The organism is Nostoc sp. TCL240-02, assembly GCF_013343235.1.
Lineage (GTDB): Bacteria > Cyanobacteriota > Cyanobacteriia > Cyanobacteriales > Nostocaceae > Nostoc.
Genome location: NZ_CP040094.1, coordinates 1,239,430 through 1,254,071, shown reverse-complemented (window position 1 = coordinate 1,254,071; position 14,642 = coordinate 1,239,430). Strand labels below are relative to the sequence as shown.

8 protein-coding genes and 1 pseudogene are annotated in these 14,642 nt (G+C 42.7%); 5 read left to right on the top strand and 4 right to left on the bottom strand.

Annotated features, from left to right (window positions below; genetic code table 11):
• Nucleotides 1-759: 759 nt before the first annotated feature.
• Entirely contained in the window at nt 760-882 is a 123-nt protein-coding gene (locus FBB35_RS35375; protein ID WP_302480949.1) for a hypothetical protein, read from the top strand.
• Here the strand turns inward: FBB35_RS35375 and FBB35_RS35370 are convergent.
• Nucleotides 868-1,953 (bottom strand): VCBS domain-containing protein, encoded by a 1,086-nt coding sequence (locus FBB35_RS35370; protein WP_174708841.1) that lies wholly within the window; start codon nt 1,951-1,953, stop codon nt 868-870. The two genes, FBB35_RS35375 and FBB35_RS35370, sit on opposite strands and share 15 nt — an antisense overlap.
• A gap of 200 nt (nt 1,954-2,153) precedes the next feature.
• Between FBB35_RS35370 and FBB35_RS05615 the strand changes: the two are divergent.
• A pseudogene (locus FBB35_RS05615) lies at nt 2,154-3,190 on the top strand (IS630 family transposase).
• 709 nt (nt 3,191-3,899) lie between these two features.
• On the opposite strand, the gene FBB35_RS05610 reads toward FBB35_RS05615, so the two are convergent.
• On the bottom strand, nt 3,900-6,245 hold the full coding sequence (locus FBB35_RS05610) for a putative PEP-binding protein (RefSeq protein WP_174708840.1): 2,346 nt from the start codon (nt 6,243-6,245) through the stop codon (nt 3,900-3,902).
• A gap of 1,232 nt (nt 6,246-7,477) precedes the next feature.
• Between FBB35_RS05610 and FBB35_RS05605 the strand changes: the two genes are divergently transcribed.
• Nucleotides 7,478-7,936: an MgtC/SapB family protein gene (locus FBB35_RS05605; RefSeq protein ID WP_174708839.1), complete on the top strand. Its 459-nt coding sequence runs from the start codon at nt 7,478-7,480 to the stop codon at nt 7,934-7,936.
• Between the two features lie 51 nt (nt 7,937-7,987).
• Here the strand turns inward: FBB35_RS05605 and recF are convergent, their stop codons facing one another.
• Both recF and FBB35_RS05595 read right to left on the bottom strand, forming a co-directional pair.
• Nucleotides 7,988-9,109, bottom strand: a complete 1,122-nt coding sequence (gene recF / locus FBB35_RS05600) for a DNA replication/repair protein RecF (protein ID WP_174708838.1) — start codon at nt 9,107-9,109, stop codon at nt 7,988-7,990.
• Nucleotides 9,110-9,321: 212 nt separating this feature from the next.
• A complete protein-coding gene (locus FBB35_RS05595; protein ID WP_174708837.1) occupies nt 9,322-12,180 on the bottom strand; it encodes a cation-translocating P-type ATPase in 2,859 nt (952 codons plus the stop codon).
• A gap of 17 nt (nt 12,181-12,197) precedes the next feature.
• Here FBB35_RS05595 and FBB35_RS35365 point away from each other — a divergent pair, with 17 nt between their 5' ends.
• Nucleotides 12,198-12,326, top strand: coding sequence for a hypothetical protein (locus FBB35_RS35365; RefSeq protein WP_302480948.1), 129 nt, complete (start codon nt 12,198-12,200; stop codon nt 12,324-12,326).
• Nucleotides 12,327-12,799: 473 nt separating this feature from the next.
• Nucleotides 12,800-14,470, top strand: a complete 1,671-nt coding sequence (locus FBB35_RS05590; RefSeq protein ID WP_174708836.1) for a transglutaminase family protein — start codon at nt 12,800-12,802, stop codon at nt 14,468-14,470.
• The last annotated feature ends 172 nt before the right edge of the window (nt 14,471-14,642 follow it).

Below are 14,642 nucleotides of genomic sequence, written 5' to 3'. Positions count from 1 at the left end.
AACTCCAAATCAATCAAAATTTATTAAAAATCTCCCTGTTTTGCGAAAGCAAATCTAAACTATGAATAGGATATCCAAAGATTTTAACTAGTTTCCGCCCTAGCGCATAAAAATAAAATCTATATAGACTACAGAGAAAATACCTTGCCTTTCGGAAAATATTTCAAAATAATTTCGTCAGCTTTTAGTGCGAGCTAACCTAGAAAAAATCATTGTTCGCAATTACAGAACATATTATATTTATTTACACCCATCTACTAAAAGCGCTTTTTTTGTGTAAAATCCTCGTAATTGAGAATAGGCATTAATTAAAGTCTATGTTAGGCGTTTGTACTGCTCCACCAGATTCTGCACCATTTTAAATATTTAAACTTTCAGCTTTTTGCGTACTCGAAACTTTGAAAATGCTGTGATTGTGCAATATTTTTGGTGCTTTAGAGATTGATGCCTGAAACTATATTATGTATCAAATTCAGCAACTACTTAATTATTTAAGTATTCAGATATTTAACTTTTTAGGTACGCAAAAACTCAAGTACGCGATTTTAACCACTTATCTAAAAGTTCTTGAATTAACTGACCCCCATGAAAGTTTTTGAAGGCGATCGCCAGTTGTAGAGCGACAATTTATTTGACCACAGGGGCAAATTGTTTGTCATCAAGTTACTTCCTTCTGCATCGCTTGTTCAATCTATTTCTACAATTTAATTTAGAAAAACTGAAAATAACACTTCCTTACAAGCAAAGTTGACTTTTAATTTGTCACTGCGGTCAAATAATTGGTCGCTCTACACTATTTGTCAAAATGAGCCAAAACAAGAGCGATCGCACCTGGAGTTTCCCAAAATGCGATCGCCCTGGTTTGAGTTAAGCGATCGCTAAATTATTCAAATTACCGTTAAACCCAGTAATCTCAATCACCGCATCGCTAGTATCTTGGAAGCCAGCCGTGGCATTATTCAGTGCCAGGAAAGTGCGGCTACCAAAGCTAAAGATAGCAGCGCGATTAGCCACAAAGTTGGTATTAGTCAACAGTGCCCCGACACCTGCGGCATCCAGACTACTGACTGCCCCTAGTTTCCGGATATTAGCAGCGCTGACGGCATTGGGACCATCAATGACATCAGTACCGATTTGCAAATCGCTGATGCGGTCAAAGTTACTCAGTAGCGAGTCAGTGAAAGCGAAGCGGAAGGTATCAACACCATTACCACCAATCAGCAAATCGCCACCTGCACCACCAACCAGCAAGTCGTCGCCGTTACCGCCAACCAAAGTATCATTACCTAGACCACCATTGAGAGTGTCATTACCATTACCACCATCAAGGTAGTCAGGGCCGTTATTGCCGTTGAGGGTATCTTTGCCATTGCCGCCGAATTGGCTAGAACCAATGAGTAAGTTGACAGTACCTTGGCTAGTGCCGCCCTTGCCGTCAGAAAGAGTGTAATGGAAACTGCCATTACCGCTGTTGAGGGGAGCAAAGATAATGAAATCATCAGCCGGGTTAGAGGGAGTGAAGTTATTAAACAACACTGCCTCGCCACCGACAACATTACTGATGCCGGTAATACTCAACACATCGCCAGTATCGACATCGCTGTCGTTGGCAAGTAGAGTGCTGACAGCAATGGTGGTGGGGAGGAATTGGGTGGCAGTAACCGAATCACTGCCGGCAACGGGGGCATCATTGATACCCTTGATGGTGACGGCAATATTTTGGCTAGCAGTACCGTCCACAGATTTCACGGTGAAGGTTTCGGTTTTTGTCGCACCTGCACCTAGGGATTGCACGGCACTGTTGGCGACGGTGTAAGTGAATGCACCTGCATCGGTGATGCTGAGGCTACCCAGGTTGCCAGCCGCAGAGGTGACGCTGGTGTTAAATTTATTTTCGCCAGTATCGACATCAGCGACAGTTAATGAGCCAGTCGCCCTCAGATTACCGCTCACCACATTGAAATCTTCGGTGACTACACCTGTGGCTGTACCTGTGATGGTGGCGATATCGTTAAGCTAATCGGTACTTAAGTTGCATAATAAGAAGATGAAGCCGTTTCAAAGCACCTATGCCGCCACCAGCCAAGAACTTTTTAACACAGGAGCAAGTCAGCAAGCTACAGGAAGCTCTAAAAGAGAGCAACCTACCGCATATTAGGGAAAGAATTCTAATTATTCTTCTGCAAAATGATGGGAAGCCACAACACGAAATTGCAAAATTTTTAGGCTGTTCGCATAGAACAGTGGCATATTGGTGTATGCATGGAGATCCAGATAATTTAGAAACCTTACATAATAAAAGAGAGTACGAACATTGGCGAAAAGCCACTCCTGAATATATTGAACTTTTATTAAAAACTGTTGCTCAAGAACCCTCATCATTAGGTTACGAATTTGGGAAATGGACAGCAGAAAGATTAGCTACTTATTTAACCGAGAAAACAGGTATTGATTTAAGTAGCTCTCAAGTGAGGAGGATATTAAAGCGAAAAAAGTATAGTTATATTTGGGCTAAATATGATCTAAAGGATAAACAAAATCCAGTAGATAGAGCAAAATTTAAAGAAAAACTTACCCAATATTTATTGATTGCACGAGAACAGCCAGAGCGTCTACAGGTATGGTTTTGGGACGAGAGCGGGTTTAGTTTACGTGTAATTCGACGCAAGAATTGGAGTAAAAAAGGAAAACGTAAAAATGTTCCAGGGCAACGGCGTTGTGGTCGGGTTAATGTGATGGGAGCAATCCGAGAATTAGACCGAAAGCGGGTATGCTTTTTCGTGAAAAAGGTAATGCAGATATTTTTTACGAGCAATTACAACTATTATTTGAATTAATTAAACAGGAGTGGATAAGTAAAGGAAACCTTGGCGAAGATTTTGTAAAATCTGGGCCGAAGATTATTTTAGTTTTAGATAATGCTAGTTTTCATAAACGCAAAGACATTATAGCTAAAATATCTGAAGAGTTCCCAAATTTTGTTTTAGAGTTTTTACCCCCTTACAGCCCTGATTACAATATTATTGAGTTAGTCTGGCACTCATGTAAAGAATATATTGCTCATCGCTTATTTAAATCAGTAGATGAATTAAAATCACTGCTAGATAAGCTTTTGAATCAAGGCGAGTTAGTGATTAAGTGGCATCGCCAAATCAAAAACAAAGGCAATCTCAGCTATATTGCAGCTTGAATGCCGATTAGCTTAATCGATAAATCAGCATCTATTCAGGTTATTTAGAAGCTCAAATCCTTGACAAAAGAACATTAGACCTAAATAAACCTAGTAGTAAATCTCGAAGTATTTTTAGGTCTTATTTTTTGCCTAGCCATAAGGAAAAGGATGTTAATACACGCACTTATCTTAGTAAATTGACAAACTATTGTAGTCGAATACTACATTTGGTGAATATATTCAAGTATTTACTCTGAATTTTTACATCAAATTTACATACGTTACCGCAGTTCTCTATTGAGCAAACCACAAAAAGAGCAAACTTGTATCAGCGCTATCCACTTAGAACTCTAAAACTTTTGGGTTATTTTTTATCTGCTAAACTTTCTGTTTTATCACTCTCAAAAAATAATAATCTCACCCAAATTCTGAGACTTTAATTTAATCTATGTTTGAAGTTTTATTTTCGCTCCAGAAACTAAAGTCTCACCTTTTAAGCTCTTTTACCAACAGCGCAGAGAACTAAAAAGATACTAACTGCGATCTCCGCCTTTGTTTTTGACGAGTCAAATCGCACCCAGTAGAAATGCGCCAGTGCCGGCAGCTGAATCAAATATTATGTGGGGCGATCGCAGTAAAATACTGTAATTCATTGTGTGACAAAGTATTATTAGAGATAATACTTCTTAATAAATTTATTCATCAGGTGTTTCTTATGGGCTTGTGCCTATTGTTGACGACGTGCTGCTGCTAAAATTAGGCGTTGTTCAGCACGAGCGATCGCTTGATATGTTCGTTCAACTGCTTCCGGTTCAACAGAAATGGAGGTTATGCCCCATTCCACTAATTTATCGATGATTTCTGGATAGAGGGCTGGTGCTTGACCGCAGATTGAACAAGGTATACCGGCACTTTGAGCCATTTGGATCAGTTGAGCGATCGCACCCATAACGGCAGGATGACGTTCATTAAATACTTTTGCTAGCTGTCCTTGTTCTCGATCCACTCCAAGCAATAATTGGGTTAGGTCGTTTGTACCAATGGAAATTCCGGCTGCACCTGCTTTCACATATTCCGGCAGCAAAAATAGTACACTTGGCACTTCCGCCATCATCCACAATTGAAACTGCGACACCTCGGTTAAAAGAGCTTGCTCAACTTTGCGACGGCAAAAGACAAATTCTTCTAAAGTCCGCACAAAAGGTAATAGTAGGTTGACATTGCTGTAACCAGCCTGCTGTACCCTCGCTAAAGCTTGCAGTTCTAACTCAAACACTGCGGGATTTCGTAAATAGCTAAAAGTGCCGCGTTCACCTAACATCGACGGCGGCGAAAATTCTAAATTATCACTCAACGATGGTAAATCCTGCGATCGCCAATCTAAGGAACGATAAAAAACTGGTCTTGGTGTAAAAGCACGAGCAAATTGCCTAATCTGCTCAGACCATAAATCTAATAATTCTGCCTGACGACCGCCTAAAATCCAACTATTGGGATGTTGTCCGTCCAATATATTTAATACCATCAATTCTGAGCGCAATAATCCCACGCCATCCACAGGGAAGCTTTGCACTTGTTCTATTAAACTGGACTGACTCAAGTTAACCAGTAGTTGGGTAGCAATCATGGGTAGATGAGAAGTGAAAGTAGGATAGGGCGCTTTTGGGTTGGGGTGATGTGGGGAAAGAAGTTTTTCTTCTCTCCCTTTCTCCATCTTCTCCTTTGAGTCTCCTTTGATGCGATAAACTTCTCCTTTGTCGCCATCAAGCAGTAGTCGTTCGCCCGTTTGGATTAAGGTTGTGGCAGATGTTGCGTTTACTACTGCTGCGATCCTTAATTCTCTAGCAAGAATTGCGGCATGGCTGGTTAATCCACCTTGTTCTGTGATAATACCAGCAACTTGGTGTAGTAATGGTAGCCAATCAGGAGTGATTGTTGGTACTACTAAAATCACACCCTTGGGTAGTTGTTCGGGTTTCTGTTGTGAATGATGAATTACTAAGGCAGTGGCCACAACACGTCCCCCTGCTGCTCCTAGTCCCCTAATGAATTGTCCGTGGGGAATTACAGATTGGGGAGAACTAACTTGTGTGATGTAGAGCTTGTTAGATGTGGTTTGCCCGGCAATAGTCCATTTAATGCTAAAAGTTTTACCTAGTTCACTTACTAGTTGAGTTCCCAGAGCAATTATTTGTTGTAAATATTCTTCTTGTAAAGCGTACTGTTTTTGTTGGGCTTCTTGAAGTACGTAGGTACTCAGAGAAGTATGATCTGGTGTTAGCACTGAGTTAGGTGTGGGTTGCGAAAAAGCTTCAGGCGCTGCATCATTCACACCATAAGCCAGCATTTTATTGCCCAACTGTTGCTCAAGCACAACCCCAGTTGCCTGTTGAATGTAGTAGATATCTGGCTGGACTTCGCCAAGAGCGATCGCAATTCCTAATCCCCAAGTAGCCTCAATTTCCCACCCAGAGGAGTTGGCTTTGAGCAAACCACTGGCGATCGCATTTTCAACAGGTTGTACCAAAACTGCTAGATTTATTTGTTGCAGATTAATTCCTGCTCGTTGCCAATATAAGAGACTTCTGGCACGAAATATCTGACTCCAAGTGCGCTTTAATGCCCAAGCGATCGCTTCAGGTTCGCACTGGCAAAACACCGACTCCAGCAAACCAGATATATTCTTTATACCTGGAGTTGTATTTGATACTGCCAAGGTAGGTCGAAGAATCAAACAGCCAGTTTGCCATTCCTTAGCTGCTTGGAAAATTGTACTCACCCACTGCTGCGGCACAGTCGCAGTGAGAATTTCTTGGCGCAAGCGACCAGCTACCTGCTGAAGTTGCCGCCAATTAGCAACATCTAGATGTAACGAAGAATGAGGTAAGTCAGCCACTAATGACTCTGAACTATTGAGATTTTCAAGAAATTGCCGCAAAATTTCTGCCGAAACGACAAAACCAGGCACCACCGGATAACCACGCTGCATGATTCTGCTCAAGTAAAACGCTTTGTCACCTACTTTGGCGCGGTCTTGTAATTTAATTTGGTCTAGCCAGTAGAGTTTGTCCACTCAATTTGTTAGTTGTCTATTTGTAGCCACAGGCATTTCCTTTTGGTACGTTATCAGCCGTAAATCCACTGACTCTCTACTAGGAAGAGTTTCTAGTATTTACATTTAATAATTGGCTGACCTTATGAGTGGTTAATTGCTAGCCACGCATGCATTGCTGTAAGTAGGTCGGCGCAATTAAAGCTAATTAGCGTAGGCTGTCATTTTCATTGGTCACTTGTACTGAGCGTTCCCCTCGCGTCTCGTAGAGAAGCCGTAAAGCCTGCGGCATAGCTACGCTTAGGGCGCAGCCTCTCCAAGAGTTGTATTGGTCATTAGTAAGGGCTTTAAGTCTATTCAGGTTTCGTAACATACTTGAGTTTTTTCGCACCAATTTACTTTCTTCAACTCTTTGTAAATCAAATATTGTTCTTCATTTAACCTCTCTTCCCTGAAACCGGGGGGTTTAGTTGTTTGATCGAGTTGTAGATGTCAAGTCTCACATTTAATTATTTAGTGTATGGGTTAAATCTAGCAATTTGAGGTAAAATTTTATAGTTCATTCATTTAAAATAGTTGAGATAATTATTTAATCAAGCTAAAATTCATGTCGGTTCCCCAGATTGCGATCGCTGTCATAATTTAATAACAGAAACTTTATTCAGTTTTGATAACAAAATATGGAAGATGTTAATTTACATCTAAAAAAATATCCTTGAATTGAAAGAATCTAAACATACGTACTTGTATTTGATTTTTACAAAACCCCATAAAACTCAAAAAGCTTTATTACCTATTCAGCCAAGATTAAGTTCAAAAAAAGCAGATGATTAAATGATATAAACTTTCAATTATACCCGTTGAATTAGAATCCACCAATATAAAGGGTAAAATATTTTTGCACTATTTTGTAAAAAATTAATACAAGATAATCGTAGGGGCAATTCATAAATTGCCTCTACCCATATACTTCATTTACCTGAAATACACTGTAATTAACCTAGTACACTCTGGCAGAAATTTGCCAACCTTTAACAAAGGTATTTTTTCCCAAGTCTTGTTAATTGAGATGATAACTGGATTTCCCCGTGCTGTATTATATAAGTTAGTTGGCATAATAAAATCAAACTATGTAATATTAATGAACTAGGCTAAAACCCTTATACCTATTGACTGTAGCCAGATTGCCTTATCCCAACGACAATTATTTACGCCCACTTACTTATATAAAACTATTTACACCAGACTAAACATTGCCAAACACTTACTACATTGCAACTAATGATTGGCTAAATATCAGCTTCAGATTATGCTTTGCGTTATTTATAGGAGCGATTATCGGCTTAGAACGCCAAATTAGCCGCAAACCAGCCGGTTTAAGAACTCACACGCTGGTGAGTCTAGGTTCAGCTGTGTTTACCTTGATAATTATGCAAACAGCAGGGCTGCAAAATAGTCCTGATGCACTTAGCCGCGTCATTCAAGGAATTGCAGTCGGTGTAGGATTTCTCGGTGCTGGAGAAATTGTGCGCCAATCTTCTCAAGAATCACAGCAACTTGAAATTCACGGACTCACATCAGCAGCAGCTATTTGGGTTTCGGCTGCATTGGGCATTGCTGCCGGTTGTGGTTTGTGGCAGTTAGGATTGATTGGTACTCTGCTGACTTTTCTGATTCTCAACGTCTTTAAAAGGTTAGAAAAACATCAATAACTAAAAAGAGGTTTTTGGAGTCACCTTAAAAGGGCTAATCCTAAATCATTATTAATTTGCGATTATTTCTCCTGCTTTGACAAAAAGAATTTGGGAGGACTTTAACCACTGGGAATCAAAAGAACCCAAGTGAGTCGTAGTAATTAGGGTTTGAAAGCGGTCTTGAATAGCATCAAGCAATTGATTTTGGCGGGATAAATCTAGTTCGGCAAGAACATCATCAAGTAATAGCAATGGTGGCTCTTTGACGACTTCTTCAATTAATTGTAATTCGGCTAATTTTAAAGCTAGAACCAGTGTTCGTTGTTGACCTTGAGAACCGTATTGACGAGCGGGTGTCTGGTTAATAGTTAATTCTATTTCGTCTCGATGGGGACCGACAAGAGTAGTACCTTGGTGCATTTCAGCAACGGCTCGCTGCTGGATTTTTGCTAAGAAAGCTTGCTGCACTTCTTCTGGATGGTTATCCTCTGAAGGAATATTAGGCACGTAATTGATTTGCAGAATTTCTGTACTGCCGCTAATACTGGCATGCCAAGCACTAGCAATGGGAGCCAATCTTTGGATGGCGCGATCGCGCCTTCTAATTACCCTGGTTCCTGTGGTAGCTAACTGTGCATCCCACACTGCTAATTCTGAGTGTAGAGACGTTGCATCCAAAGTCTCTACATGGCGTTTTAAAAAGGCATTGCGCTGGCGTAATACATGATTATACTGCTGCAAAATGTGAGCATAAACTGGTTCGAGTTGAATTAAGAGTGTATCCAACCAGTTGCGGCGACCTTCCGGGCCGCCGCGTACTAAGTCTAAATCCAAGCTGGAAAACTGCACTGCGTTAAGAACGCCAAGAAAATCCATTTGACGGCGGATAGACTCACCATTGAGAGCAACACTCCGGCGACCATTGCGCCGGAGCGTTAAGGTAAGGTCACTAACGCCTGTTTGTCGCTCAAGGGTGGCATTAATTTGGGCTATAGCTTCCCCTTCTTGAACCAAATCGCGGTCGCGGGTCATGCGGTGCGATCGCAATGTCGCCAGCAACTCCACCGCCTCCAACAAATTCGACTTCCCCTGAGCGTTATTACCTACCAAAATTGTTTTGGCAGCAGTAAAATCAACCTTTTGGTCTTGATAATTGCGAAATTGTCGGAGGTTTAGAGTTTTCAGGTACATAGTAGAAATTGGGCATTGGGAATTGAGAATTGGGCATCGATAAGAGATAGGGGCGACAAGGAAGAAGGGGGAGACTTGGGAGAGACTTGTTGAATAATTCTCCCTTTATCTTCCCTGTCCCTCTTGTCCTCCTTGTCCCCCTTGTCCTCCTCATCCTCCTAATCTCCCCTGCCCCCTGCCTCCTTGCTTCTTTCCCATTCCCCATTCCCAATTTACACAGCCTTCTTGCCCATAATCCGCAGAAATATCTTCTCTGCTTCAATCCAGACGAACATTAAGGCACTAAAGCCAATACAAACCCCCAACTCTTGCAGATTCAGGTAGTGAGTACCAAAGAAATCTCGCAGGGGTGGGACGTAAATTAGCATCAACTGCAAAATCGTGGTGACGACCACAGCCGCTAGTACAAAAATATTAGAGAAGGGATTCATCTCAATGGTCAGTCGGTTGTTGGAGCGAATAGCGATCGCATGTCCCATTTGGGCAATACACAAGGTAGTAAATACCATTGTCTTCCAAGCTTCGGGATTTCCCTGATACCCAGCAGCATGGGTGTGTTGATAAGCCCACCACATCAAGGCAATAGTGATAATGGCAAAAATTATCCCAATGCGAATCATATAAGAACCCAATCCCCTAGCAAAAATACTTTCGCGGGGACTAAAAGGCGGACGTTGCATAACATCCGGTTCTGGAGGTTCCACAGCTAATGCCAAGGCTGGTAAACCGTCTGTCACCAAATTCATCCAGAGAATTTGTAAAGGAGTCAGGGGAACGCCTCCCAAACCAATTAAGGGTGCGGCGGCAATTGTCAGAACTTCACCAATATTACTGCCCAAGATGTATTTGATAAAGCGGCGGATATTGGTGTAAACAACTCTACCTTCCTTGGTGGCGCTAACAATTGTAGCGAAGTTGTCATCAAGTAACACCATGTCACTCGCTTCTTTACTGACATCAGTGCCAGTAATGCCCATTGCAATACCGATATCGGCTTGTTTGAGGGCTGGGGCATCGTTAACACCATCGCCCGTCATCGCGACAAATCTTCCCCGGCGTTGCAATGCTTGGACAATTCGCAGTTTGTGTTCTGGGGAAACCCTAGCATAAATGCTCACTAGGTCAACATTTTGCTCTAATTCCTGGTCAGTCATCCGTTGCAATTCTTGACCTGTGAGAACACGTGCGCCTTCTTGGGCAATTCCCAAATCGGTAGCGATCGCTCGTGCTGTTAATTGGTGGTCGCCAGTAATCATCACTGGGCGAATACCTGCATCCCGACATTCTTGGACTGCTGCCCTCACCTCTGGGCGTGGCGCATCCAGCATTCCCACCAATCCCAGCCATACCAAGCCTTGCTCAGATGCCTCGCTTGAACCTTCTGGTGGAATTTCCGCGAGAGATTTGTAGGCAAAACCTAGTACCCGTAAACCTTTACTCGCCATCAAGTCATTTTCTGCCAAAATTTTCTGGCGTTGTGCTTCGGTTAAGGGGGCTGAGTGATTGCCCAAATGAATCTGAGTGGAACGTGCCAAGGTTAACTCTGGAGAACCTTTGGTAAACATTAAGTAAGGTTCAGATTGAAGAAAACCGGCGATCGCTGGGTCAACGCCTCTCGAAAAAGCTTCACCTGTGGCGACTCCCTCCACTTGAGAAATCACGCTCATCCGCTTGCGTTCCGAAGAAAAGGGGAACTCAGCGACGCGAGGTAGCTTACTGTTCCACTGGTCTTTTTCGATTCCGGCTTTTCCCGCCAGGGTAACTAATGCCCCCTCTGTCGGATCTCCCAAAATTGCCCATTCACCTTGTTCTTTTTGCAATACTGAATCATTGCAAACAGCACAGGCAACTGATAACGCGGAAATTTCTGGAGACTCCTCTAAGGAAACTTTTCGACCATCTAACTGAAAGTCTCCTGTAGGAGCATAACCTTCGCCGGTGACGCGAAAAGTTTTATCATTGGTATAAACCGATTGCACGACCATTTTATTTTGAGTCAGGGTGCCGGTTTTATCAGAACAGATGGTGGTTACAGAACCTAATGTTTCTACTGCTGGCAGTTTGCGAATCAAGGCATTTTGGCGCACCATTCGCTGGGTTCCCAGTGCCAATGTAACAGTAATTACAGCTGGTAAACCTTCTGGTACCACAGCAACCGCCATACTCAAGGAAACTTCCAAAAGTTCTTGGATGTTTTTAAAACCTCCGTCCTTGATGACACCACCAACGACGACAATCGCCACGAGAATTAAAGAACCCGTAACCAGGACATTACCCAGTTGAGTCATGCGTTGCTGTAAGGGTGTAGGTTCACTTTCCACCGCCTGCAACATCGCAGCAATTTTGCCCAGTTCTGTAGTCATTCCGGTGTTAGTCACCAGAACTTTACCTCGTCCTTGGACTACTTCGGTTCCTTGATACACGACATTGAGGCGATCGCCTAATGATGTTTCCTCCGGCAATTTTAGTGATGCCTGTTTATTCACCGCTTCGGCTTCACCAGTCAATGCCGACTCACGCACTTGTAAATTAGACTGTTCTATTAAACGTCCATCCGCAGCTATCTGCATTCCAGCTTCCAGCAGCATTACATCCCCTGGAACTAGTTCCTTGGCTGCTATCTCCACCAGTCTGGTGTCGCGGATGACCCGTACTAAGGGAGAAGTCATTTTTTTTAGGGCTGCCAAGGCTTTTTCGGCACGGCTTTCTTGGACATAGCCGAGTATGCCATTGAGAATCACAATTGCTAAAATAGCGATCGTATCTTTAAATGGCACTTCACCAGGCTTTAATCTGCCCTCACGCAAAGCCATCAGGTCTAAAAACCCAGAAATCAGAGCTACGCCAATCAGCATCAACAACATAATGTTCTTGAACTGATCTAGCAGAATTTCCCAAGCACTACGGCCAGCACTTTCTTCAAGTTCGTTGGGGCCGTATTTTTGCAACCTCTGTTGAATTTCTTGGGGTGTTAAGCCACTGTCTGCATTACTATCGAGCAGGTCTAGTGCTTTATCAACTTCTAAACTATGCCAAACGGCGGCACCTTCAGGCAGAGAATTAGCAGACATCGTGTAGGTCACAGCAAATGGTTACAAAATTCGATCATAATTTAGTGATGGCAGGAATTCCATCTTCTAAAGTTACATTAAGGCGATCGCCTAGTTATGTGAATGTATATGTAATTCTTAACATTTGTAAATTCCTCCTGTTTTGACATAGTATTATTTCTCACGAAAGAGTTGATCGGAACACATTTTACCGATAATTGTCAGTACCCCGCTCTAAAGGTGGCAATCAAGAACCACATTTAGATAGCTGACCCGCCTAAGTACTTTTTGTACTATGTTATTGGCAAGAGTTAAAGACCTACTTTGGGATGCGTGATGCCAGTCCCAAACTCTAGAACTAAATGGTTAAACATCTTTACGAGGGGTAAAGAAGTGCTGTTTGGATAGTACCGACCAATAACTTTGGCTAGGCTCACAATCCGTTCTGAGCAAGGCGCTCCCGGCATAAAGGGAAACGGGTAAATACTACTCCTCTGTTTACTCACCCCAATTAGGGGGAGCCACTGCTTGACTAGGATTTTCCGCATCAAGCAATTGGTGTGACGGCGCTTAAAACCGCTTGAGTCATGTTTCCTCCCTATCCAAAGGTGAGGGTTTTTTATACTTCCCCCAAGGTTTTATGAGTTTTGCACTCCCCACTTTGACCGTTAGCCAGATGTTTGGGCAAAAAACAATTCGACCGCTTACTGCTGCTACCTTGTGTGGCATTACTTTCATTAAAGATAGACTCATTGCCATTGACAGTATTAAAGGGCATCTACTGGAGATTGATCCCACCTCTGACAACAGCAAAATTATCAACCCTCATCAAGTTAAAGAATTTACCGATGTCACTGGTATAGCGGTGTGGGAAGATTCCCTGTGGGTAAGCCGAGAAAATAGTGTTTACTTGTGCAAGCTCAATGCTTTGGGTTTAGAACATTTTGTGACATTGCCTTATCCGGCTGACGGCGTTGCTGTTTGGGAAACAACAGTTTATGTCACCTGCCAACGGCTGGGCTACATTTTGGTGTATGACCGCGAAACCCGAAAAGAGATTACCAGATTTTATGCCCCTGGAGTTGGGATAGAGAATTTAGCAGTCACCCAAGAAATGCTATGGATTTGCGATCGCACCGAACAATCAGTGTACGCAATGGACAGGGCAACAGGAGAACTTCAATTTAGTGTCTTGACACCGTTTGAATGTCCTACAGGTATAGCAATACATAAAAATGGCGAAACAGGTAAGGAAAGTATTTACGTTGCCTACGCCTCAGAGGAGCCTTATATCCGGGATAACCCCAATGCCGATCCGAGTCATGAGCTAACATTCCGCGATCGCACTTTTATTCATCCCCTGCATTATCATTACCAGCCAGATAAGCGCTACGCTCTCTCTAATGGCTATCTGATTGAAATGTCTTATGCCGAGGAAATTGCCCCCTTAGACGAGGTGTATTTACCTGATGTTGAATGGCGCATTGCCCTACCATCGGAAACAGAGCGTCAAAAGGTGAAACACGTTGAACCAATTGGTATACCATTTACCGAAGAAGTGATAGAAGGGCAACGTGTAGCAGTCTTTAAATTTGATTCTCTTGCTCCAGGAGAACGGCATATATTTGGCTGGAAAGCACTTGTGGAAGTTCGAGGAATTAAGTATCGTATCACACCTAGAGATGTTGAAAATATACCTGAACTATCTCCCGAATTACAAACACGCTACCTAGTAGATGACGACGATTTAGCAATGGATACTACCATTGTTCGCCGTGCCGCCAGAGAAGCAATTGGTTCTGAAACCAATGTGCTGCGGAAAATGCACAGCATCCGCAATTACGTTTATGATGAGTTATCTTATGGGATTAAGCCTTACATTGACACACCAGATATAGTTTTAGAACGGGGCGTTGGTTCCTGTGGCGAATATGTCGGCGTTTTACTTGCCCTATCCCGTTTAAATGGCATTCCCTGCCGCACCGTAGGTAGGTACAAATGCCCTCCCCATAGTGACTTACTAGGAGTGCCACTACAACCAGATTTTAATCATGTTTGGCTGGAATTCTACGTCCCGAATTTTGGCTGGTTGCCAATGGAATCAAATCCTGATGATGTGGGTGAAGGTGGGCCTTATCCGACGCGCTTTTTTATGGGCTTATGCTGGTATCACATTGAAATTGGCAAAGGTATCACCTTTGAAACCGTGACAAGTAAAGGTGAGCGGCTAACCAAAGAAGATATCCCCATTGGCGATTTGGCAATAAATCATATCCGGTTCATAATTCTTAAAGAATTGCCACCCTTTTGAATCTGAGCATTGGGCATCGCACACAAAAGGCAGAGATGCCGAAGGGAAAAATTTACTGCAACTTCTCCCCTGCCTCCCTTGCTTCTTCCCTACTCCCCAGCAAACAAAATTGTACTGGTATGGCAAACTTAAAATAGTGCATTAGACGTAGGTTGGGTGGAGCGTAACCCAA